The sequence below is a fragment of the Faecalibacterium sp. HTF-F genome, from assembly GCF_023347535.1.
Taxonomy (GTDB): domain Bacteria; phylum Bacillota; class Clostridia; order Oscillospirales; family Ruminococcaceae; genus Faecalibacterium; species Faecalibacterium wellingii.
This window is the reverse complement of sequence record NZ_CP094473.1, coordinates 1,511,438-1,535,046: the sequence shown is the minus strand read 5'-3', so window position 1 is coordinate 1,535,046 and position 23,609 is coordinate 1,511,438. Positions and strand designations below refer to the sequence as shown.

Genomic DNA, 23,609 nt, shown 5'->3' with positions numbered 1-23,609 from the left:
TTTTGCATAGCAGGGCGGTGGGCAGGAGATGACATGGGTCGTATAAACCGGCAGAAAATGTTTTTGCAAAAATCTGCCCCAAAAGGCAATGAAATGCATTGACTTGAAAACATCCCCACTCTATAATGGATAAAAATGGATGCGCGCGGCATTCGGATATTGCCACAAAAGAAGGAGGGGACCCCTATGAGAAAAGTTACTGCCCAGCGCCTTGCGGAATTTACGGAGCGGGACTATGTGCTGACCTTTGGCGTTGGAAAAAGGGAATTTGACCGGATGCTGGCAGCACTGGAAGACGCTTATCGTAGGGAGCATAAGCGTAAGCCGCGCTTTACCAAGATCACCATGCTGGATAAGCTGGTGCTGACCCTGATCTACCGTCATGAATACCGCAGCATGGACAGCATTGCTGCAGAATACGAGGTCTCCCGCGATACCATTGAAGTGAATGTTCATTGGGTGGAGCAGACCCTGCTGAACGCAGATCTGATCCAGAAAAGCGTTACCTGTGTGTACAAAACCAACTGAAACAGGCTCCGGCACAAAATCTTTGGATTCTGTGCCGGAGCTTTTTTACTTATTGGCGTTCATTGCGAGCATTTTGGCCGGAATGCACAACAGTGCACCTTGAATTTTGGGCCGAAGAATAGTAAAATGAAGCTATATGTATCGTAACATGGGCTTGTGCACCCAAAGGCGGATACATATACCGGAATCTGTATGCAAAAACATTGAAAAACAGAAAATAGGAGAACGTTATGATCTTAAGCATGACCGGCTTTGGCCGTGGGACTGCTGTGCGCAATGGCCGTGAGATCACGGTGGAACTGCGCAGCGTCAATTCTCGCTACTTTGAGTATTCTTCGCGCATCCCGCGCACCTGCAGCTATCTGGACAGTCGACTGAAAAAGCAGCTCAACGAACGCATCACCCGCGGCAAGGTGGAGCTGAGCATGACGGTACAGAATGTAGATGCCGCAGATACCGTGGTTGCGGTCAACATGGAACTGGCCCGCAGCTATCAGCAGGCCATGCGGGATATCTCCGAGCAGCTGGGCGTCAAAAATGATATCTCTGCCGGGGTGATCACCCGTTTCCCGGATGTGCTCACCACCCGCCATGCGGATGTGGACGAGGAACAGCTGTGGGAGGATGTGTCTGCCGTTACGGCACAGGCGCTGGATCGCTTTGTGGAAATGCGCGCCGCCGAGGGTGCCAAGATGAAGGCCGATGTGGAGAACCGCCTGAATTTTCTGGAGGAATGCGTCGGCAAAGTGGAGACCCTGAGCGCGGGCCGTGTGGAGGCTTACACCACCCGCCTGTATGAAAAGCTCAAGGTCATTCTGGAAGACCGCGATATCGATGATGCCCGCGTGCTGACCGAAGCCGCCATCTTTGGCGACAAGACTGCTGTGGACGAGGAGACCGTCCGCCTGCGCAGTCATATCGCACAGTACCGGGACATTCTGGCCCTGAACGAGCCGGTGGGCCGCAAGCTGGACTTCCTGACGCAGGAACTGAACCGTGAGACCAATACCATTGGTTCCAAGTGTCAGGATCTGGACATCACCCGCATCGTGGTGGACATGAAGGCCGAGATCGAAAAGATCCGTGAACAGATCCAGAATCTGGAATGATGAAGTAAGATCCGGAGGAATTTATGAAGCTGATCAACATCGGGTTTGGCAATATGGTCAGTGCGGGCCGCGTGGTGGCTGTCGTCAGCCCGGACTCGGCCCCGGTCAAGCGTCTGATCAAGGAAGCGCGGGAGCGCGGGATGCTGATCGATGCATCCTATGGCCGCAGCACCCGTGCGGTGCTGATCATGGATTCCGATCACGTGGTGCTCTCGGCGCTCCAGCCGGAAACGGTGGCCAACCGCGCGGCAGGGCAGGAGAGCAGAGTGACAGCAGAGGAGGAACCGTCCCATGGCGAATGATAAATATCTGTTTGTAGTTTCCGGTGCGGCAGGCACCGGCAAGGACAGCGTGGTGAAGGCACTGCGCGAAGCACACCCGGAGATCGAAAAGACCGTCTCCGCCACCACCCGCTCACCGCGTCCCGGTGAGCAGGAGGGCGTGGACTATTATTACCGCACCCGGGAGCAGTTCCAGCAGCTGATCGAGAACGATCAGGTGGTGGAGCACAACTTCTACAACGGCAACTACTACGGCACCCTGCGCGAAGAGGTGGACAAGCGTCTGGCAGCCCGGAAGGTGGTCGTTCTGGTCATTGATGTGCACGGCGCAGCGAATATCCGCCGCATGTTCCCCGGCGCGACCACCGTGTTCCTGCTGCCGCCCTCGGTGGAGGAGCTGGAACGCCGTCTGCGCGGCCGCGGCACCGAGACCGAGGACAGCATTCAGGAACGTCTTGCTACGGCTCGGCAGGAGCTGGCCCAGCAGGATAAATTCACCCTGAAGCTGGTCAATGACCGGGTCGATACCTGCGCCGATGCACTGTATGAGGCGATCTGCCGCCGCATCGGAAGCGCAGAATAATATTTGAAGGAGCTGGACGAATGCCCAAAACGGTAGGTGTTGCCGTCAGCAATGCGACCTTCCACTTTGATAAGCTGTATACCTACGCGGTCATGCCGGACCAGCAGGACACCGTAAAGCTGGGCAGCATGGTGCTGGTGCCCTTTGGCCGCGGCAGCCGCGCCCGCATGGGCGTGGTGCTGGCCTGCGATGCCGAGCCGGAAAGCGCGAAGCTGAAATATCTTTTCGACGTGGCCCCGGCATCCGCCTGCCTGACCCCGGAACTGCTGCGGCTGGTGCATTTTCTGAAGGAACGCACCTTCTGCACCTATTATGAAGCGGTCAAGGCGGTCATTCCCTATGGTGCGCAGTACAAGCCCGCTGTGGCGGCAGACGGTGTGACGCCGGTGCTGCAAAAGCAGCTCACCCGCCACACAGAAAACTCTTACCGCCTTGTGGGCGGGCTGCCGCAAAAGCCCAAACCGACTGCCAAGCAGCTGGCGGCAGTGGCATTGCTGGGCGGCGGGCCCCGCACCCTGAACGAGCTGGAGGACAAGGGCATCAGCCGTGCTGTGCTGGATAATCTGTGCGCCAAAGGCGTGCTGGAATGCAGCAAGGTGAACAAGTCCATCGACCTGTATTCGTCCATTCCGCTCAAAAACGAGCCCATCTGCCTGACGGCAGAACAGCAGGCGGCTTATGATGCGCTGCTGCCAAAGCTGGAGGATGATGCGCCCCACTCGGCATTGCTGTACGGTGTAACCGGCAGCGGCAAAACGCTTGTGTTTTTAAAGCTGATCGCACACTGTTTGGAACAGGGCCGGAAAGCGCTGGTGCTGGTGCCGGAGATCAGCCTGACGCCGCAGATGATCCTGCGGCTCAAGAGCCAGTTTGGCCGCCGGGTGGCGGTGCAGCACTCTGCCCTCAACCACACGGAACGTCTGCTGCAATGGCAGATGATCCAGGACGGCGGAGCCGATATTGTGGTGGGCACCCGCAGTGCCATTTTTTCGCCGCTGGAAAACATCGGGCTCATCATCATCGATGAAGAGCAGGAGCACACCTACCGCTCGGAATCCGCGCCCCGCTATTCTGCCCACGAGGTGGCCCGGCAGCGTGCGGCAGAGAACGGTGCATTGCTGCTGCTGGCCAGCGCCACCCCCAGCACCGAGAGCTTTTACGCGGCCCAGCACGGCCGCACCCAGCTGGTGCGGCTCACTCAGCGCTACGGCGGCAACCCGCTGCCGAAGGTGCAGATCGTGGACATGCGCGCCGAGCTGACATCGGGCAACCCGCGGGAGATCAGCCTTGCCATGGAGGACGCCATCCGCCGCAATCTGGACGCAGGCAAGCAGACCATTTTGCTGCTGAACCGCCGGGGCTACCAGACCATGGCCCAGTGCGAGGACTGCCGCGAGGTGCTCAAGTGCCAAAAATGCAGCGTGCCCATGGTGTACCATAAATCGGCGCATAAGGTATTGTGCCACTACTGCGGCAGCCAGATGGAACCGCCCACCGTCTGCCCCACCTGCGGCGGCAAGCTGCAGTACCGGGGGTTCGGCACCCAGAAAGCGGAGGAAGAGCTGGCAAAGCTCTTCCCGGATGCACGGGTGCTGCGGATGGATCAGGATTCTACCGCGGCCAAGGACGCTCACGAAAAGCTGCTGGCAAAATTTGCAGATCACGAATACGACATCATGGTGGGCACCCAGATGGTGGCCAAGGGACTGGATTTTGAGGACGTGACCCTTGTGGGCGTGCTGGGAATCGATTCACTGCTGTTTGCGCAGGGCTTCCGTGCCTACGAAAACGTGTTCAGCCTCATCACGCAGGTGGTAGGCCGCAGCGGCCGGGCCAAAGACCCGGGCTTTGCCATCATCCAGACCACCGACCCCGACAACCCCGTCCTCAACCTCGCCGCCGCGCAGGACTACGACGCCTTCTTCGAGCAGGAAATTGCATATCGCAAGCTGGGCCTCTACCCGCCCTTCTGCGGGCTGTGCGTCATCGGCTTTGCGGGTGCAAAAGAAGTTGAGGTGGCAAGGGCCGCAGCACGCTTTGCGGCCCTTCTGGGCCAGCAGGCAGCAAAACAGCCGGACCTGCCCCTGCGGGTGCTGGGACCGACCCCCGGCAGTATCGAGAAGATCAACGACACCTATCGCTATAAGCTTACCATCAAGTGCCGCAACGACCGCCGCTTCCGCGACCTCGTGCGCAGCGCACTGGAATTGTATGAACAGGAAAAACTTCCGTCCAAGGCCACCGTTGCGGTGGATCTGCATTCGGACGGAGATATCTGATTAGGAGGTACCATAAATGGCAATCCGTAATATTGTAAAAGAGGGCGACCCCATCCTGAATAAGGTCTGCCGCCCCGTGACTACCTTTGATGACCGTCTGGCTACCCTGCTGGATGACATGCACGAGACCATGATCGCCGCCGACGGTGTGGGTCTGGCCGGCCCGCAGGTGGGCATGCTGCGCCGCCTGTTCGTGGTGTGGGACACCACCGATGCCCCGGAGGAGATCCCGGAGGATTACGAGTACAAGTTTATCGACTTTGTGAACCCGGAGATCCTGGCCGTATCCGAGGAAGAGGAGACCGCCTATGAGGGCTGTCTGTCCTTCCCGGGCCATAACGGCGCCGTGACCCGCCCCGTCGCTGTCAAGGTGCGCGCACAGGACCGCCACGGTGAGTGGTTTGAGCTGGAAGCCGAGGATCTGCTGGGCCGCTGCATCCAGCATGAGAACGACCATCTGGACGGCATCACCATCATGCAGTCCAGTGAGTATTTCTATGAGGATACCGAAGAGGGCAAAAAAGCTGCCCGCGAAGCGAAAGGAAACAACTGATGCGCATTCTGTTCATGGGCACGCCGGATATTGCCGCCGAGTGCCTGAAAGCCCTGTATGCTGCCGGGCATGACATCTGTGCAGTGTATACCCGTCGGGATAAGCCGGTTGGCCGCAAGCAGGTGCTTACCGCACCCCCGGTCAAGGAAGTGGCGCTTGCCCACGGCACGCCGGTGTTCCAGCCCCGTACCCTGCGGGACGGCAGCGAAGATGAAAATATCCGCGCACTGGCCCCGGAGCTGATCGTGGTGGTGGCTTATGGCTGCATCCTGCCGAAGTCGGTGCTGGAAACGCCGAAATATGGCTGCATCAACCTGCATGTCTCCCTGTTGCCCAAGTATCGCGGCAGCGCTCCGGTGCAGTGGGCCGTGCTGAACGGCGACGCTGAGACCGGCGTTTCCATCATGCAGATGGACGAGGGACTGGATACCGGCGATGTGCTCTGCTGTGAGAAGATCACCATTGACCCGGAGGAGACCAGCGGCGAGCTGTTTGACCGCGTGACCGCCGTGGGTGCACGGGTACTGTGTGAGGTAGTGCCCGCCATCGCCGCCGGAACGCTGAAACCCCAGCCGCAGGACCATGCAAACGCCTGCCTTGCTCCCATGCTCAATAAAGAGATGGCGGAGTTCCGCCTTACCGAATCTGCCGCCCACATCCACAACTGGGTGCGCGGCATGAACCCGTGGCCCGGTGCATGGTTTGTCACCTCCGGCGGCAAGAAGCTCAAGGTGATGGAGTGCCGTGCGGTGGAAGCTTCCGGCAAAGCGCCCGGCACGGTGCTGGCGACAAAGCCGCTGACCGTGGCCTGCGGAGAAGGTGCTGTCCAGCTTTTGAATGTGGTGCCTGAAGGCAAAAAGCCCATGGACGGCACCGCATTTGCCGCCGGTCAGCGCCTCAAAACGGGGGATATCCTCTGATGGCGGCAAATCCGCGCGCGGCAGCTGTGGCGGCGCTGGTGCGGCAGGAGCAGGCCGGTTTTTCCAACCTTGTTCTGGATGCTGAACTCAAGCGCCAGCGGCTGGAAGACCGCGATAAAGCTTTTGCCAGTGCCATTTTTTATACCGTGCTGGAACATCAGGGCACGCTGGATCACATCCTGTGCCAGTTCCTGCCCAAGGGCCTTGCAAAGCTGGATGCACCGGTGCGCGAGATCCTGCGTGCTGCGCTGGCGCAGGCCCGCTATATGCAGGTGCCGGTATCCGCAGCGGTGAACGAAGCGGTCAAGCTGACCCGCACCTTCAAAAAATCCAGCGCATCCGGTCTGGTCAACGCTGTGCTGCGCAAGGCGTGCAGCTACGACCTGAGCACCGCAAGCTTCAAAAACGAAGTGGAGCGGCTCATGGTGCTGGGCTCTGCCGGGCAGGATGTGGCGGAATTTCTGCACAAAAACTACCCGGATGAAGCACTGGATATCCTCACCTACAAAGCCGATGGCGGCATGACCAGCCTGCGGGCAAACCCGCTGAAGACAAGCGCAGAAGAACTCTGCACAAAGCTGCTGGCTTCCGGAGCAAAGGAAGCGAAGCCCGGCGTTATGCCCGGCAGTGTGCTGGCCCGGTTCGAGGGAAGCCCGGCGGAAAACGAGCTGTTCCGGCAGGGATATTTCCATGTGGAAGGGCAGGCCAGCCAGCTGGCAGCGCTCTGCGTGGAAGCAAAGCCCGGTGAAACGGTCATCGACCTGTGCGCGGCCCCCGGCGGCAAGACCGTCCTGCTGGCCGAGCAGATGCAGAATACCGGCAGGCTCTACAGCTGCGATGCCGCCGAGAACCGCGTGGGTCTGATCCGCACGACGGTGCAGCGCATGGGACTGACCAATGTGGAGGTCCTGTGCAGTGATGCCACCAAGGGAAACCCGGCTCTGCCGCAGGCCGACCGCATCCTTGCAGATGTGCCCTGCAGTGGTCTGGGCATTCTGGCTAAAAAGCCGGATCTGCGCTACAAAAAGCTGGAACCGGCCCGCGAAGCTGAATTATTGGCCACGCAGTCGGCCATCCTCGATACGGCGGCACAGCTGCTCAAACCGGGCGGCAGGCTGGTGTACTCCACCTGCACCATCGACCCGGCAGAGAACCAGCAGCAGATCGCGGCATTTCTGGTCCGTCACCCGGAGTTTACGGTGGTAAAGCCCGCCGTGGCGCTGCCCGCCGGGATGACGGCAGGGGAGCATGGTGCGCTTTCGGTGCCCACCCGTACCGGCATGGATGGATTTTTCCTGTGCGCCATGCAGAAAAACGGGTGAGAGCTGCAATGAAACAGGCAGCTTATTCGTAAAAACCAATAGGAGAACACAATGGAACAAAAACGCTGTATCTCTTCCCTGACGCTGGCAGAGCTGACCGCTGAACTGAAAGTGATGGGCCAGCCGGGTTTCCGGGCAAAGCAGATCTTCCACTGGGTGCACCAGAAGCTGGTCACCGAGTTTTCTGCTATGACCGACCAGCCCAAGACCCTGCTGGCAAAGCTGGAAGAAAGCTTCTATATCGCAGCACCCCAGATCGAGCGCCGGCAGGAAGCAAAGGACGGCACCGTAAAATATCTGCTGCGCATGGCAGACGGCAATTGCATCGAGACCGTTGTCATGCGCTACCACTACGGCAATACCGTGTGTGTGTCCACTCAGGTGGGCTGCCGCATGGGCTGCCGCTTCTGTGCCTCTACGCAGGCAGGCCGGGTGCGCAATCTGGAAGCCGGCGAGATCTGCTCCGAAATTTACACCGCACAGAAGGATATTGGCGAGCGCATTTCCCACATCGTGCTCATGGGCATCGGGGAACCGCTGGACAACTTTGACGAAGTGATGAAGTTTCTGGAAAATATCACCTCGCCCGAGGGCGTCAACATCGGGATGCGCAACATCAGTCTTTCCACCTGCGGCCTTGTGCCAAAGATCGATCTGCTGGCCGAGAAAAAGCTGCAGCTCACCCTTTCGGTATCGCTGCACGCGCCCAACAACGAGATCCGCAGCGGCATGATGCCGGTGAACGACGCCTACCCCGTGGAAGTGCTGATGCAGGCCGTGCGCCGCTATCAGGATACCACCGGACGCCGGGTGAGCTTTGAGTATTCCATGGTGCGCGGCGTCAACGATTCGGATGCCTGTGCAAAGCAGCTGGCAAACCTCATCCGGGGCATGGGGGCTCATGTGAACCTGATCCCCATCAACCCTGTGGACGGCAGCCCGTATTCGGCTACCGATGCCGCCAATGTGCGCCGCTTCCAGCAGAAGCTGGAAAGCCTTGGCGTCAATGCTACGGTGCGCCGACGTCTTGGCAGCGAGATCAGCGCCGCCTGCGGCCAGCTGCGCCGGGACGAAATGAACGGGAAAGCGTAAAATAGAGGGAGTATCCTATGAAACTTGCAGGAAAAACGGATGTCGGCCGGGTCCGGCAGGATAATCAGGACGATTATCGCGCAGGAGAGCTGCCCGGCGATGCCGCATGGCTGCTGGTGTGTGACGGCATGGGCGGTGCACGCGGCGGCAGGGAAGCCAGTGAGAGCGCATGTGATGTCATTGAGCGCTGCTTTCAGGAGCAGTATGCTTCCAAGTGCCTGCCCGGCGAGGAAGAGACCTTCCTGAAAAAAGCACTGCTCAGCGCCAACCGCTTTGTGTTCCAGAAGGCCCTGCGGGAGGAAGCACTGGCAGGCATGGGCACTACGGCGGTGTGCGCACTGGTGCGCTCTGGCAGGGTGTATCTGTGCCATGCAGGTGACTCGCGGGCGTACCTGTACCGGGATGGACAGCTTGCCCAGCTCACCCACGACCACTCCTACGTGCAGGAGCTGGTGGACTGCGGCACCATTACCGTGGAGGAGGCCGAGCATCACCCCCAGAAGAACATCATCACCCGTGCTCTGGGTGTGGACTACCGGCTGGAACCGGAGTTTGCCACCGCACAGCTGCACAGCGGAGATATCCTGCTGCTGTGCTCGGACGGCCTGACCAATGCGGTGCCCAAAGAACAGCTGGAACAGCTGCTGCGCACGGGAAAGTTCTATGATCTGCCGGATCTGCTGATCCGCACTGCCAACGAAAACGGCGGCCCGGATAACATCACCGCGCTGCTTCTGTGTGTGGAGGAGGTGCGCTGATGGACAACCTGATCGGCAAAAAGCTGGATGGCCTGTATGAGGTGAAGGAGCTGATCGGCTCCGGCGGCATGGCGAACGTCTACAAGGCGGTCATGCTTGGCCAGAACGGCCCTGTTCCCGCCGGGACAGTGGTGGCGGTCAAGGTGCTGCGGCAGGAGTATATGCATGACCCGGATCTTGTGCGCCGTTTTAAAAATGAATCCAAGGCCATCTCGCTGCTGAACCACCCGAACATCGTCAAGGTATATGATGTTTCGGTGAACGATGATCTGCAGTATATCGTGATGGAATATGTGGACGGCATGACCCTGCGCGAGTACCTCAACCAGCGCGGCGGCAAGCTGACCAACCGGGAGACCGTGCATTTTATCTCTCAGATCTTAAAGGCGCTGGAACATGCCCATGCCAACGGTGTGGTGCACCGGGACATCAAGCCCCAGAACATCATGCTTCTGGACAATGGTCAGCTGCGCATGATGGATTTTGGCATCGCGCGCATCTCCCGGGCCGAGAATCAGCTGCTCAGCGGCAAGGCCATGGGCAGCGTGCATTATATCAGCCCGGAGCAGGCCAAAGGTGATGAGACCGACTGCACCAGCGATATCTACTCGGTGGGCGTGATGATGTACGAGATGCTCAGCGGTCATCTGCCCTTTGATGCAGACGACATGGTGGAGGTTGCCATCAAGCAGATCTCGGATAAGCCGAAGTCTCTGCACGAGATCGCGCCGGAGGTACCGAACGCACTGGTGGAGATCACCGAAAAAGCCATGGCAAAGCTGCCGCAGAACCGCTATGCTTCTGCCCGCGAGATGCTGGATGCACTGGACGCCTACGTGCAGAATCCCTCCGTGATGTTCGAGTACAAATATATTACAGAAGATGCACCCGAAAAGGTGGTGAAACGTACCATGAGCCAGAACCGCACAAATCGACCTGCCGAAAAACCTGCGCCCCGCAGCAAAAAGACTGCATCCCGCAAAAAGAAGCGCCGTACCATTTATCTTCCGGCGCTGCTGGGCATCACCATTGCATTTGCCCTTGCCTGTCTTGCACTGTGCTGGATGATCCTGAACGACTCCTCCAACCTGATGAACAACAAAGCAGATATCACGCTGGGCGATTATATCGGAATGACGCAGGACGAGGCTGCCGCCACCGAGCAGGTTGTCTCCGGTCAGATCAGTGTTACCTGGGAGCAGGAATACAACAGCGACTATGCGGCGGGCTATATCTACAAGCAGTCGCCGGTCTCCGGCCGCACGGTGCGTGAGGGCCAGAATGTGACCCTTACTGTCAGTCTGGGCACCCAGTATGTCACGGTGCCCGATCTGACCAACTATGTGCAGGCAGATGCAGAGCAGCAGCTTAAAGATCTGGGAGTCTCGGTGCTGGTGACGCAGGCTGTGGATACTACAGTGGCATCCGGTGCGGTCATCCGCACCGACCCGGCAGCAGGCAGTCAGGTGGCAGCAGGCAGCACGATAGTGGTCTATATCAGCCGCCCGCAGGTGGCGACCACCACCAAGGTGCCCTCGCTCATTGGCATGAGCGCCGAGGATGCCCGCACCCTGCTGGTGCAGAATCATCTGGGTCTGGGCAGCCAGTCTGAGCAGTACAGCGACCAGCCGGTGGGCACCGTCATCAGTCAGAACCCGGCGGCAGGCGCTACCGCAAAGCTGAATGGCCGAGTGAACATCGTGGTCAGTGCCGGGCCGGAGCCTGCACCGGAACCGGAAGCACCCAGCGACAGCACGACAGGCGGCGACTGGTGGAGCGGCCTGTTCGGCGGTGGTTCGTCCTCCTCTTCCTCCAGCACAACAGCGAGTGGTGAGCAGGGCACAGCGGGCAGCGGGGAGCCTTCCCAGACTCCTCTGACCGACTGGTGGTCCTCGCTGCTGAGCTGACGGAGGCGCACATGAAAGGATATATCACAAAGGGCATCGGCGGCTTTTACTACGTAAAAACGCCGGAAGGCATTGTGGAGTGCAAGCCCCGCGGCATCTTCCGCAAACAGAAGATCACGCCGGTTGCAGGCGACGAAGTGACGCTGGAAACCGAGAACGGTGTTTCGGTCATTGCGGAGATCGCACCGCGAAAGAACGTTTTTGTGCGCCCCCCGATGGCAAACCTCGATCTGCTGTTTCTGGTGGCAAGCACCACCCAGCCCACCCCCAGCACGCTGGTGCTGGATAAGCTTTCTGCCATTGCGGTGGACAAGGGCGTGCAGCCGGTGATCGTGTGCACCAAGGGCGATCTGGCCGAGGCAGAGTTCCTGCGCTCTGCCTACGAAAGATCCACCCTGCCGTTCATCCGCATCGACTATGAGACCGGTGCAGGACTGGACGAGGTGAAGCAGTGGATCAATGGCCGGCTGTGCGCCTTCTGCGGCAACTCCGGCGTGGGAAAGTCCACCCTGCTGAACCATCTGCTTCCGGAAGCCGAGCGGGAGACCAGCGCCATCAGCCAGAAGCTGGGCCGCGGCCGCCACACCACCCGTGAGGTGACCATCTTTGAAGCCTTTGGCGGGCGCATTGCGGATACGCCGGGCTTTGCCAGTCTGGAAGCGAACCGCGCCGGGTTCATCTCCAAGGAAAATTTGGAGCATGCGTTCCCGGAGTTCGGGCCTTATCTGGGACAGTGCCAGTTCACCGGCTGCTCCCACCGCAGCGAAAAAGGCTGCGCCGTGCGCGCGGCACTGGCAGATGGCAGGCTCTCTCAGACCCGGTACGACAGCTACTGCGCCATGTACGAGGAAGTCAAGGACGTGAAGGATTGGCAGCGCCCGAAAGTATAAAGGATAAGGAAGAGATTCATGTCACGCTGTGTGATCATTTCGGCCTGCCCGGTCACGCCGGAGCTGGCAAAGGCCCTGCGGCCGGACGATTTTATCATTGCCTGTGATGCAGGCTATCGCAACTGTGTCCCGCTGGGCTGTAAGCCCGATATCATCCTGGGCGATTTTGACACCGCCCCCTGCCCGGAAAAGCAGGATGACGACATCATCGTTCTGCCCCACGTCAAGGATGATACCGACACTGAGTATGCCGCAAAGCTGGCCTCAGAAAAAGGTTTTGACGAGGTGCTGCTGCTGGGCGGCCTTGGTGGCAGACGGGTAGAGCATACGCTTGCAAACCTGTGCACCGGCCTTGGGCTGGAGCGGCGCGGCGTGCGCACCACTCTGCTGGACGAGCGCAGCCGCATCACCTACGTGATGCCCGGCGAGACCCGCCGCTACCCGAAGGAGAATTATTTCTTTTTCTCGGCCTTTCCGATGGAGGGCAGGGCAGAGGGCGTGTGCGAACACGGCTCTTATTATGAGTTGGATAACGCAGAGCTGACCGCCGCGTATCCGCTGGGTGTCAGCAACGAGTACGCCGAAGGTTCGGACTGCATCACCATCAGCACCCGCAGCGGTGCGCTGGTGGCAGTGGAGACCATCCCGGACTGATGCCTGCTGCTTCTGCCGGAACGTTTTGTCTGCTGCCCGCATAGGATGGAGCAGAAAACGGAAAGGCAGGGAGAGCATATGCAGGTAATTGTGATCCAGAGCCCCAAGGCCTTGCGCGGGATTCTGCGCAGGCTGTTCGGTATCAAAAAGGAAAACTGAAAGATCCCCTCTCTGTTCTGGACGTACCGTCAGAGAGGGGATCTTGTTGTTGGTGTTTTTTCTGCTCCCGCAAAATCAGGCAGTATTGGGCAGTATCTGGCAGTATTTGACCACCGCCAAAAACGAAAAACCCGCGAAGCTACGAATTTTTAACGTAACTTCGCGGGTATCTTTTGGTGCGAGGGAGGGGACTCGAACCCCCAAGGATAAACCACACGCACCTCAAACGTGCGCGTCTGCCAGTTCCGCCACCCTCGCATATTCTGTTGGTGCTGTCCATCCAACTTCTGAGGTTTGAAGCTGTGCTTGCGGACTGCTTGAATATATTACCACGTTCCTGTCGGATAGTCAAGCTCTTTTTCCCTTTTTTGAAAAAAATCCGGTGTAAGCATAGATACAGCGGTTGTATGAGGGGAGATCGCCGGAAAACTCATGCCCAGAAAAAACGCACAAGTTGAAATGCATCGGGACATGTGATATTATAAGTACAACTATGGAAAAGCAACGGTGCGGTTGAAGCATCGGGGGAGATAAAAATGAACGATGATGTAGTGGTGTCCGTTCTTTGTATCGCATATAACCATGAAAAATACATCCGTAGCGCATTGGACGGATTCGTGAATCAAAAGACGAACTTCCGGTATGAAGTTCTTATAAATGATGATGCGTCCACAGATCACACTGCTGCGATCATCGCAGAATATGAGGCAAAGTATCCGGACATCATTAAACCGGTCTACCAGACTGAAAATCAGTATTCTAAGGGAGTATTCATCACGAAAAGCATTCTTTTCCCTCGGTCGAAGGGAAAGTATACGGCGATTTGTGAAGGCGACGACTATTGGTGCGATGAAAACAAACTGCAAAAGCAGGTGGATTTTCTGGAATCGCATGAGGGGTATGCGGCCTGTGTGCACAATACCCGGCTGTTGGACTGCCGCACGGGCGGTTCGTGGCCGATGTATAAAGGAGAACAGGATCGTGATCTCACATTCAAGGAGGTCGTCAATTACAGTGCAGCCTGTTTCCATACGTCCTCGATTTTATGCAGGAGAGAGTGGTTCTGCATACCGGATGAACTCAGAGCAAATGGATTCGGCGATTATCCGCGTGCAGTTTATATGCGGCTGAACGGGAAGATCCACTATTTAAAGGATATCATGTCTGTCTACCGGATGTTTACCGCCGGTTCGTGGACTGCCCGGAACCAGAACAACGCGTCTAAGCAGCAGCGCATTTGCAGCCAGAAAGCGAGAACGGACTTTACAGAAAAGCTCCGCCGGTACTGCCGTGAACAGGGGGTTGCGCCCGAATACCAGAAGGCGGTAAATGATGTGGCGAACCGTGACCAGCTGCAGCTGGCAGTTCTCCAGAAAGGCGGCAGATGCCTTTTGCATGGTCCGCAGTTGGGCATTTTTATGGGACTGTCGCTGGAAAAGAAAATACATGTGCTGGATACGGTACGGACGGAGTTTAAGACAGAACGAAATGAAAAAAGATAAGAACATTATTCTTGACAACTTTATCTGGCGCTTTGCAGAGCGCTGCGGTGCCCAGCTTGTGACAGCCGTTGTAACGCTGCTGCTGGCCCGTATTCTAATGCCGGAAGATTACGGTAAGACGGCGCTGGTGGCGGTGTTCATCAACATTTTGCAGGTGTTCATCGACAGCGGTCTTGGTACAGCACTGATCCAGAAAAAAGATGCAGACGATCTGGATTTTTCGTCGGTATTCTATTTCAACTTTGCGGTATGTTTGGTGTTGTACGCCGGAATGTTTATTGCGGCACCTTATATTGCGGCATTCTATAAAGACCTTACATTGACGCCCGTGGTTCGCGTTGCCAGCCTGACGCTGGTGTTTTCCGGTGTCAAAGGCATCCAGCAGGCCTATGTGTCCCGCAATATGCTGTTTAAACGCTTTTTCTTTGCAACGCTGGGCGGTACGCTGTTCTCCGCATTTCTGGGGCTGGGTATGGCTTATGCCGGCTTTGGCGTCTGGGCGCTGGTGGCACAGCAGCTTTCCAACACGGCCATTGATACGCTGATTCTTTGGCTCACGGTGCATTGGAGACCGAAAGCGGTCTTTTCTTGGCAGCGGCTGAAAGGGCTGCTGTCCTATGGCTGGAGACTGCTGGCTTCCTCCCTGTTGGATACCGTATACAATAATCTGCGCAGCCTTGTGATCGGCCGCGTTTACACATCGGCTGATCTTGCCTTTTATAATGAGGGTATGCTTGCACCGGATACGATCGCGGTCAACGTGGATTCTTCCATTGACAGCGTTCTGCTCCCGGCAATGTCTGCCGTGCAGGACGAGCCTGCGCGGGTGAAAAACATGACCCGCCGTGCCATCAAGACCTGCGTTTACGTCATTGCGCCGCTGATGATGGCGATGTTCTTCTGCGCAAAGCCGCTCGTCCGGCTGGTGCTGACGGAGAAGTGGCTGCCCTGCGTGCCGTATCTGCGGATTTTCTGCATCACCTACATGTTCTATCCGATCCACACGGCAAACCTGAATGCGATCAAGGCAATGGGCCGCAGCGGAGTGTATCTGAAGTTGGAGATCATCAAGAAGATCATGGGCCTGACCCTGCTCCTGCTGACCTACCGCATCAGCGTGATGGCAATGGCCTACAGCCTGATCCTGAGCAGCCTGCTGAGCCAGCTCATCAATACATGGCCGAACAGAAAATTACTGGATTACCGCTATCTGGAACAGCTGAAAGACATCCTGCCCAGCATTCTGCTGGCTGTTTTCATGGGCTGCTGCATGTGGCTGGTCAATCTTGCACATCTGCCAGACATCGTAACGCTGGTCATTCAGATCCTGATCGGCGCAGCGGTGTATCTGGGCGGTTCTGCACTGCTGAAGCTGGATACGTTTGAGTATCTCTGGAATGTCGTGAAGCCCAAAATTCAGAAAAAGCCGTGGGCTGATAATGAAGAGTGAACAGCGCAGGGGCTTAAAACGGGAAGAGTTTTAGCATGCAATGCATATCATTGATACTTTTCTGCAAAGGAGCGGATCGTTTCTGTGAAACTTGGTATTATGCAACCGTATTTTGTGCCGTACATTGGTTATTGGCAGCTGATGAATGCGGTCGATGAATATGTGATTTACGATGATGTGAATTTTATCAAGGGCGGTTGGATTAACCGGAACCGTATTTTGGTCAATGACCAGCCAAAATACTTTAATGTACCAATGCTTGGTGCAAGCTCTATGAAACATATCAACGAAGTAGGTGTTAACAATGACCCAAAACTGATCCGGAAAAATCTGGATCAGCTGATGCGGGCATACAGCAAGGCCCCATATTATGATAAAGTATTCCCACTTATGGAGAAAATTCTTACCAGTGAAAAGGAAAATCTTGCACAGTACAATGCCGAATCTTTCCGGCTTATCAACAAATATCTGGGAATCACGACAAAACTGATTGTTTCTTCGACGCTGGAAAAAGACTGCACTCTGAAAGGACAGGACAAGGTTCTGGAAATCTGCAAGCTTTTGGGCGCGACAGAATACTACAATGCCATCGGAGGACAGGAACTTTACTCGTTTGCGGATTTCCGTCAGCAAGGAGTCAAGCTTAGCTTTCTGAAAACAGAACCTATCACTTACGATCAGTTCGGCGGAGAATTTCAGCCGAATCTATCCATCGTCGATGTGATGATGTTCAATTCAGTAGACACTGTCCGAGAAATGCTGGGCCGGTATCAGTTGGTCTGCAAGTGAAGGAGATCGAATCGTGAAAGAGATTGGAGGTTTCCTGGAGTGGGAAACTTACTCCGGCGCGGAATATCATCAGGAAGCGCTTGCTCTGAATAGTGCGCGCAATGCTCTGAGGTTTTTGCTTCGTGCCCGGAAGATTCGCTCAATCTGGTTGCCACGCCTGCTGTGTGAGGTGATAGAGGAAGCCTGCCGGGCAGAAAATGTAGAAATTCGGTATTACCCAGTAGATGCATCGTTGCGGCCGGTTTTTCTGCCAGAGATTGCGAGAACAGAGTGGGTTTATCTGATCAACTATTACGGACAATACCAGAAAAGCGAAATTTGTGAATGGGCAGAGCAGTTTCATTTGATTTTGGATAATGTGCAGGCGTTCTACACAAAGCCGCTGGATGGACTGGATACGGTGTATACCTGTCGCAAGTTCTTTGGGGTTCCGGATGGTGCCTACCTGTATACGGAGAGCGTTTTGCCGGAAGAACTGGAGCAGGATAGTTCCTGCACCCGGCTGGAATATCTGATGGGGCGCTTTGAACACTCTGCAAATGCATTCTATGGTGCATATCAGCAGCACGAGGAACAGCTTGGAACGCTGCCAATTCGGTGGATGTCAAAGGGAACACACAATTTGTTGCGCACAATCGACTATGAGCGGGCGAAACATGCAAGGGAAAATAATTTTGCATATCTCCACAAAGGTTTTGGTGCGGTGAACCGCCTGAATGTCCGGCTTCCGGAAGGGCCATATATGTATCCGCTGTGGCTTCAAAATGGCGCGGAAATTCGCAAGAGACTGCAGACAGAGAAAATCTATATTCCGATTCTTTGGCCCAATGTACTAAAGAGCCTGCCAGAGACAGAGGCAGAGCATCAGCTGGCAGAGAATATCCTGCCGCTTCCGATAGACCAACGGTATACTGAAAACGATATGAAACGCGTTTTGCAAGCCGTTTTTAATTGTATGGAGGAAACCAGAAAATGAAAAAGATCGTGATTTTTGGTGCGACAGGAAATGTGGGTTCTTATGTGTTGAAATATGCACGAGAGTATTTTGACCCGGCTGAATATGAGGTAATCGCTTCCGGTAGGAGAAAAACGGATTTCTTTGCTAAACGGGGCATTCCATACTATTCCGTGGATATTTCCCGGGCTGAGGATTTTTCTGTTCTGCCGCAGGAAGATGTGTATGCAGTAATCTATTTGGCGGCACAGATTCCTTCCTATATGGAGGGTTATCATCCGGAACAGTATTTGCAGTCTAATATTATTGGTGCCTTTAATGTGCTAGAATACTGCCGCCGTACCCATACAGACCGCATTCTGTTCTCGACGACAGTGTTTGACATCTCGCTGTATGCAAAGCCGGGTGTCGTACTCAAACCGGATCTTCCGTATAATTTTAGTTATCGGGGGGATCATGCGGTTTATGTTATCAGCAAAAACACAGCGATTGAACTGATGGAGCATTACTACCAACAATATGGTCTCAAGAAGTTCATCTTCCGCTTCCCGACGATTTACAGCTATAGCCCATATCATTATTACCATCCGAATGGAGTCAAAACACTTCGCCCGGTTTACCGGATGATTGATCTTGCACAGAAGGGCGAGCCTATCGAGTTGTGGGGCGACCCAAACTACTCGAAAGACATGGTTCATGTTTACGACTGCGCACAGATGCTTTGTAAAGCCGTTGAAGCAGATCGGGATGGCGGCTTCTACAATGTCGGAACCGGTATCCCAGTCACACTGCAAGAGCAGATTGAAACGATTATCAAGGTGTTTTCCCCCAAAGATCATCCGTCACAGATTGTTTACCGCCCGGATAAAATCGCAGGCGGAGGGTTCCTGATGGATGTGGAAAACGCGAAAAGAGAGCTGGGTTACGAGCCACAATATACCTGCCTGAAATTGTTTGAAAATTACAAAGAAGAAATGCAGATCGACCGATTCAAAGAGCTACGAGATGAATAATCCTTTGTGAAAAATGGAATCGGAAAATGAGGCACTGAGAATGGACAACAAAATCCTTGTTACCCGTTCCTCCATGCCCAGCATGGAAGAATACATTGAAGAGATCCGCTCCATCTGGGACAGCCACTGGCTGACCAACATGGGCGAAAAACACAAAGCCCTGCAGGCTGAACTGCAAAAGTACATGGGCGTGCCTGCTGTGGAGCTGCTCACCAACGGCCACATGGCACTGGAGCTTTCTCTGCAGGCCATGAATCTGCAGGGCGAGGTCATCACCACGCCGTTCACTTTTGCGTCCACCACCCACGCCATCGTGCGCAATGGGCTGGAACCGGTGTTCTGTGATATCGACCCCGAGACCTACACCATGGATGTGACCCAGATCGAGCGGCTCATCACCGACCGAACCTGTGCCATCCTGCCGGTACATGTCTACGGCAATGTCTGCAACATCGAAGAGATCGAGCGCATCGCCCACAAGTATGGTCTGAAGGTGCTGTATGATGCCGCCCATACCTTTGGCGAGACCTATAAGGGGCAGGGCATCGGTAATTTTGGCGATGCCTCCTGCTTCAGCTTCCATGCCACCAAGGTGTTCAACACCATTGAGGGCGGTGCGGTCTGCTATCGGGACCCGGATATGGGCCGCAGGCTGTACGAGCTGAAAAACTTTGGTATCCACGGCCCGGAAGCGGTGGATGCCGTGGGCGCCAACGCCAAGATGAACGAGTTCTGTGCCGCTATGGGTCTGTGCAACCTGCGCCATGTGGATGAGGAGATCGCCAAGCGCAGGGCTGTGGTGGAGCGCTACCGTGAGCATCTGGAAGGCGTGGACGGTCTGCGCCTGAATGTGCAGCAGCCAGAGGTCAGGTCCAACTATGCCTACTTCCCGGTGGTGTTTGACGAAAATCTCTTTGGTGCCAGCCGCAATGAGGTAATGGATGCACTGGCCCAAAACGGAGTAGGCGCGCGCAAGTATTTTTATCCGCTCACCAACACCTTCGAGTGCTTCCACGGTAAATACGATGTGGACGCAACGCCGGTGGCTCTGCATGTGGCAAAACGGGTGCTGACCCTGCCGCTGTATGCCGACCTTTCCATGGAGGATGCGGACCGCATCTGCAAGATCGTCTTAGAGCAGAAACTGTAATATCAATATAGGAAAAACTGTCCGCCGGGTGTCTGTGCCCGGCGGATTTTTTGTGGGGCAGGGGAGAAATACTTCGCAGAAGGGGAGCTGTTTGTCCCGCCGCGAGGGCGTAAAGATCGTGATTTTCTAAACGAACTTTCGGATTTTTGCCTGCATGAGAGGACGTTTTTGTTCTTTTTGTCCAAAGTATACAAGAATAAACACTAAAATCCGGCAAAGCGTCCATTGAAAAAAATGAACTGATATACTAGAATATAAGTACAAGAGCGCGGCACACGGCTGCGCGGAAAATGCAAAGCAAAAAATATAAAACAGGAGGATTTTCCTATGCCTATGAAAATGGGTTGGCGCTGGTATGGCGAGGGCAACGATCCCGTCAGCCTGAGCGACATCAAGCAGATCCCCGGTGTGACCAGCATCGTCTGGGCGCTGCACGACAAAATGCCCGGTGAGATCTGGGAAGTGGACGAGATCCAGAAGGTAGCCGATCAGATCCACGCCTACGGCTTTGATATGGATGTTGTTGAGTCGGTCAACGTTCACGATGACATCAAGATCGGCCTGCCCACCCGCGACAAGTACATCGAGAACTATAAGCAGTGCATCCGCAATCTGTCCAAGTTCGGCGTCAAGGTCATCTGCTACAACTTCATGCCGGTGTTCGACTGGACCCGTACCGACCTGTTCCACCCCGTGGGCGACGGTTCCACTGCACTGTTCTACGAGAAGGATAAGATCAAGGACGATTACAAGGCTATGGCCGAGTACATCATGTCCTTCACTGAGAAGTATAACATGACCTTCCCCGGCTGGGAGCCGGAGCGCATGGCAAAGCTGGACGAGCTGTTCAAGGCCTATGCTCCTGTCACCAAGGAAAAGCTCTGGGAAAACCTGAAGTACTTCCTGGAAGCACTGATGCCCACCTGCCATGAGTGCGACATCAAAATGGCCATCCATCAGGACGATCCCCCTTGGGATATCTTCGGCCTGCCCCGTCTGCTGGTGGATGCTGAGAGCATCGACCGCTTCCTGAGCATGGTGGATGATCCGTACAACTGCCTGACCCTGTGCACCGGCAGCCTGAACGCAAACCCCAACAACAACTGTGCCGAGATCGTGCGCAAGCACTGCGACCGCATTGCCTTTGGTCACATCCGCAACATCCACCACTTCCCCAATGGCGACTTCTCCGAGGCTGCTCACCGCGACTGCTGCGGCGAGACCGGCATCATCGAGGTGCTGCGTGCTTACCATGACTGCGGCTTTGAGGGCTACATCCGTCCCGACCACGGCCGTCAGCTGTGGGAGGAAGGCCCCGGCAACTGCCGTCCCGGTTACGGCAAGTATGACCGTGCTCTGGGCGTCCAGTACATGCTGGGTGTCTGGGATCTGCTGGATCGTCTGGATGAAGAGAAAAAGAAGGGCTGATGAATATGAAGCTGTCTGAGATCAAAAATGGCAATCTGTCTGCCGAATGGGCAGAAAAGGGCTATGAGCTGCCCAAATTCGATATCGAGGCTGTCAAGGCCAAGACCCACGCCGAGCCCACCTGGGTGCACTTCGGTGCAGGCAACATCTTCCGCGCTTTCCCGGCTGCCATCCTGAACGATGCGCTGAACACCGGCAAGTATGACCGCGGTGTCATCGTGGCCGAGAGCTTCGACTACGAGATTGTCGACAAGGCTTATCGTCCCTACGACAATATGAGCCTGCTGGTCTGCCTGAAGTCCACCGGCGAGATCGAAAAGAAGGTCGTGGCTTCCGTCACCGAGAGCCTGAAGGCTGACTACTCCTTCGGCGAGGACTGGGCACGTCTGGTGGAGATCTTCCAGAACCCCAGCCTGCAGATGATCTCCTTCACCATTACCGAGAAGGGCTACGGCGTTGCTCCTGCTGATCTGGAGCGCGGCCTGACCCCCGTGCTGGCTATGGGCAAGGTCACTGCTCTGCTGTACGAGCGCTTCAAGGCCGGCAAGCTGCCCCTGACCGTTCAGAGCATGGACAACTGCTCTCACAATGGCGATAAGGTCAAGAATGCTGTCCACGCCTACGCCGCAAAGTGGGTGGAGCAGGGTCTGGTACCCGCCGAGTTCCTGGCCTATGTGCAGGACGAGACCAAGATCACCTTCCCCTGGAGCATGATCGACAAGATCACCCCGCGCCCGGACGCCAAGGTGCAGAAGATGCTGGCTGACGACGGCTTTGAGGACAACTACACCATCGTCACCGAGAAGCACACCTTCACTGCACCCTTCGTCAACGCCGAGGAGACCCAGTACCTGTGCATCGAGGATCACTACACCAATGGCCGTCCTCCGCTGGAGCTGGGCGGTGTGCTGTACTGCGACCGCGAGACCGTTGACAAGATCGAGAAGATGAAGGTCTGCACCTGCCTGAACCCCCTGCACACTGCCATGTCCATCTATGGCTGCATGCTGGGCTACACCCTCATCTCTGCCGAGATGGCAGACGAGGATCTGCGTGCTTTCATCCAGAAGATCGGCTATATCGAGGCTATGCCTGTGGTCGTTGATCCCGGCGTGCTGAACCCCTATGAGTTCATCGGCGCTGTCATCAACCGCCGTCTGCCCAACCCCTTCATGCCCGATGCTCCCCAGCGTATTGTAACCGATACCTCTCAGAAGCTGGCCATCCGCTTTGGTGAGACGATCAAGGCATACGAGGCACGTGGTCTGGACAAGAGCAACCTGATCCTGATCCCGCTGGTGCTGGCAGGCTATGCCCGCTACCTGAAGGGCATCGACGACAATGGTCAGGCCTTTGAGCCTTCCACCGATCCGCTGCTGGCTGAACTGCAGGCCATCGTTGCTCCGCTGGAGGTCAAGGAAGGCGAGCAGGACTTCAGCTGCCTGAAGAAGCTGTACAGCCGTGTTGACGTGTTCGGTGTGGATCTGTATGCCGTTGGTCTGGGCGAGAAAATCGAGTCCATGGCCAAGGAGCTGTTTGCAGGCCCCGGCGCTGTGCGCAAGACCCTGCACAAGTATACGCTGGCCCGTTGATCTGCTGACACGATAATTTAAGATATCTTCGCACCCGCGCTGCGCTTTGCTTTGCCGCAGCGTGGGTTTTTTATATACAAAAAAGAACTGCTGACATCTCATCAGCAGTTCTTTTTGTCTGTATGTATGCTGGATCTTATGCTTTTCGGCAGTCATGCAGCTTTTCCTTTGGCAGGATGCCGGTCAAAAACTGCCATACCGCTTCCATGCGGTCATTCAGTAAGTAGGCCTTTTCTTTTTCCACGTAGAGGTACACAGCGTTGTCTGTGCGGTAGGCACAGTAAAAATTGTCCCATGCGTGGCGGTTGGTAGGTTCGGGTTTGTCCTGCTGACCGTACATCCACACGGCGATGCCGGTGTCGGCCAGTTCCACGCGGTAGAAGGCTCGCGGCAGGTGCATCTGCCGGATCTGCTTGGATACGCTGTGAAAAAAGGAGTAAAAGTAGCTTGCCGGCAGGCCGATGCCCACAATGGCCAGCACAGCAGCCAGCAGCCCGGCACCCGGGCGCTTGCCCAGCTGCGAAAGGCAGACGGCGGCAAAAGCCAGCATGATGGCGGCAAAAATGGCGGGACGCAGCCATGCTTTGCGGTGATGGAATGCGTCAAACACGGCAAAATCATGGAAGCCGGGTCCATCCATGGTGGTGGAAACGGAAATGGTATGGGACATAGAGTCGCCTCCTATTTGTATTTAT

22 protein-coding genes and 1 tRNA gene are annotated in these 23,609 nt (G+C 56.0%); 21 read left to right on the top strand and 2 right to left on the bottom strand.

The annotated features are described in order from the left end of the window. Positions 1–186 precede the first annotated feature (186 nt). The 13 genes from MTP37_RS07380 to MTP37_RS07320 all read left to right on the top strand — a co-directional run bounded on the left by MTP37_RS07380 (position 187) and on the right by MTP37_RS07320 (position 12,876). Positions 187–528: a transposase family protein gene (locus MTP37_RS07380; protein WP_249236699.1), complete on the top strand. Its 342-nt coding sequence runs from the start codon at positions 187–189 to the stop codon at positions 526–528. Between the two features lie 230 nt (positions 529–758). Further along, a complete protein-coding gene (locus MTP37_RS07375) occupies positions 759–1,637 on the top strand; it encodes a YicC/YloC family endoribonuclease (RefSeq protein ID WP_249236698.1) in 879 nt (292 codons plus the stop codon). 23 nt (positions 1,638–1,660) lie between these two features. After that, positions 1,661–1,939 (top strand): extracellular matrix/biofilm regulator RemA, encoded by a 279-nt coding sequence (gene remA / locus MTP37_RS07370; RefSeq protein ID WP_249236697.1) that lies wholly within the window; start codon positions 1,661–1,663, stop codon positions 1,937–1,939. Continuing rightward, positions 1,929–2,501, top strand: a complete 573-nt coding sequence (gene gmk / locus MTP37_RS07365; RefSeq protein WP_249236696.1) for a guanylate kinase — start codon at positions 1,929–1,931, stop codon at positions 2,499–2,501. The genes remA and gmk overlap by 11 nt, the downstream gene beginning before the upstream one ends. Before the next feature lie 20 nt (positions 2,502–2,521). Then, positions 2,522–4,780: a replication restart helicase PriA gene (priA, locus tag MTP37_RS07360; protein ID WP_249236695.1), complete on the top strand. Its 2,259-nt coding sequence runs from the start codon at positions 2,522–2,524 to the stop codon at positions 4,778–4,780. 16 nt (positions 4,781–4,796) lie between these two features. After that, on the top strand, positions 4,797–5,333 hold the full coding sequence (def, locus tag MTP37_RS07355) for a peptide deformylase (RefSeq protein WP_249236694.1): 537 nt from the start codon (positions 4,797–4,799) through the stop codon (positions 5,331–5,333). After that, complete coding sequence (gene fmt, locus MTP37_RS07350; protein ID WP_249236693.1) at positions 5,333–6,253, top strand: methionyl-tRNA formyltransferase; 921 nt, start codon at positions 5,333–5,335, stop codon at positions 6,251–6,253. Before def ends, fmt begins: the two co-directional genes overlap by 1 nt. After that, a complete protein-coding gene (gene rsmB, locus MTP37_RS07345; RefSeq protein WP_249236692.1) occupies positions 6,253–7,575 on the top strand; it encodes a 16S rRNA (cytosine(967)-C(5))-methyltransferase RsmB in 1,323 nt (440 codons plus the stop codon). Before fmt ends, rsmB begins: the two co-directional genes overlap by 1 nt. A 51-nt stretch (positions 7,576–7,626) precedes the next feature. Continuing rightward, on the top strand, positions 7,627–8,667 hold the full coding sequence (rlmN, locus tag MTP37_RS07340) for a dual-specificity RNA methyltransferase RlmN (protein WP_249236691.1): 1,041 nt from the start codon (positions 7,627–7,629) through the stop codon (positions 8,665–8,667). A gap of 17 nt (positions 8,668–8,684) precedes the next feature. Next, the gene (locus MTP37_RS07335) at positions 8,685–9,425 is read left to right on the top strand and encodes a Stp1/IreP family PP2C-type Ser/Thr phosphatase (RefSeq protein ID WP_249236690.1); all 741 of its coding nucleotides are present in this window, start codon (positions 8,685–8,687) and stop codon (positions 9,423–9,425) included. Further along, a complete protein-coding gene (gene pknB / locus MTP37_RS07330; protein WP_249236689.1) occupies positions 9,425–11,332 on the top strand; it encodes a Stk1 family PASTA domain-containing Ser/Thr kinase in 1,908 nt (635 codons plus the stop codon). The genes MTP37_RS07335 and pknB overlap by 1 nt, the downstream gene beginning before the upstream one ends. Before the next feature lie 11 nt (positions 11,333–11,343). Continuing rightward, positions 11,344–12,222, top strand: coding sequence for a ribosome small subunit-dependent GTPase A (rsgA, locus tag MTP37_RS07325; protein ID WP_249236688.1), 879 nt, complete (start codon positions 11,344–11,346; stop codon positions 12,220–12,222). A gap of 18 nt (positions 12,223–12,240) precedes the next feature. Beyond that, positions 12,241–12,876, top strand: coding sequence for a thiamine diphosphokinase (locus tag MTP37_RS07320; RefSeq protein WP_249236687.1), 636 nt, complete (start codon positions 12,241–12,243; stop codon positions 12,874–12,876). A 333-nt stretch (positions 12,877–13,209) separates the two neighbouring features. On the opposite strand, the gene MTP37_RS07315 is transcribed toward MTP37_RS07320, so the two are convergent. Further along, positions 13,210–13,293 (bottom strand) — tRNA-Leu (locus tag MTP37_RS07315). Positions 13,294–13,571: 278 nt separating this feature from the next. On the opposite strand from MTP37_RS07315, the gene MTP37_RS07310 reads away from it, so the two are divergent. From MTP37_RS07310 to MTP37_RS07275, 8 genes are all read left to right on the top strand, one after another. Continuing rightward, positions 13,572–14,537 (top strand): glycosyltransferase family 2 protein, encoded by a 966-nt coding sequence (locus MTP37_RS07310; RefSeq protein ID WP_249236686.1) that lies wholly within the window; start codon positions 13,572–13,574, stop codon positions 14,535–14,537. Then, positions 14,524–15,987, top strand: coding sequence for a lipopolysaccharide biosynthesis protein (locus MTP37_RS07305; protein ID WP_249236685.1), 1,464 nt, complete (start codon positions 14,524–14,526; stop codon positions 15,985–15,987). The genes MTP37_RS07310 and MTP37_RS07305 overlap by 14 nt, the downstream gene beginning before the upstream one ends. Before the next feature lie 84 nt (positions 15,988–16,071). Next, positions 16,072–16,776: a WbqC family protein gene (locus MTP37_RS07300; protein ID WP_249236684.1), complete on the top strand. Its 705-nt coding sequence runs from the start codon at positions 16,072–16,074 to the stop codon at positions 16,774–16,776. Positions 16,777–16,789: 13 nt separating this feature from the next. Then, complete coding sequence (locus MTP37_RS07295) at positions 16,790–17,752, top strand: hypothetical protein (protein ID WP_249236683.1); 963 nt, start codon at positions 16,790–16,792, stop codon at positions 17,750–17,752. Next, the gene (locus MTP37_RS07290) at positions 17,749–18,744 is read left to right on the top strand and encodes an NAD-dependent epimerase/dehydratase family protein (RefSeq protein ID WP_249236682.1); all 996 of its coding nucleotides are present in this window, start codon (positions 17,749–17,751) and stop codon (positions 18,742–18,744) included. The genes MTP37_RS07295 and MTP37_RS07290 overlap by 4 nt, the downstream gene beginning before the upstream one ends. A 40-nt stretch (positions 18,745–18,784) precedes the next feature. After that, complete coding sequence (locus MTP37_RS07285; RefSeq protein WP_249236681.1) at positions 18,785–19,894, top strand: DegT/DnrJ/EryC1/StrS family aminotransferase; 1,110 nt, start codon at positions 18,785–18,787, stop codon at positions 19,892–19,894. Between the two features lie 327 nt (positions 19,895–20,221). Next, positions 20,222–21,322: a mannonate dehydratase gene (uxuA, locus tag MTP37_RS07280; protein WP_249236680.1), complete on the top strand. Its 1,101-nt coding sequence runs from the start codon at positions 20,222–20,224 to the stop codon at positions 21,320–21,322. Positions 21,323–21,327: 5 nt separating this feature from the next. Beyond that, entirely contained in the window at positions 21,328–22,914 is a 1,587-nt protein-coding gene (locus tag MTP37_RS07275) for a mannitol dehydrogenase family protein (protein ID WP_249236679.1), read from the top strand. A gap of 136 nt (positions 22,915–23,050) precedes the next feature. Here the strand turns inward: MTP37_RS07275 and MTP37_RS07270 are convergent, their stop codons facing one another. Next, positions 23,051–23,584, bottom strand: a complete 534-nt coding sequence (locus MTP37_RS07270) for a YcxB family protein (RefSeq protein WP_249236678.1) — start codon at positions 23,582–23,584, stop codon at positions 23,051–23,053. Between the last annotated feature and the right edge of the window lie 25 nt (positions 23,585–23,609).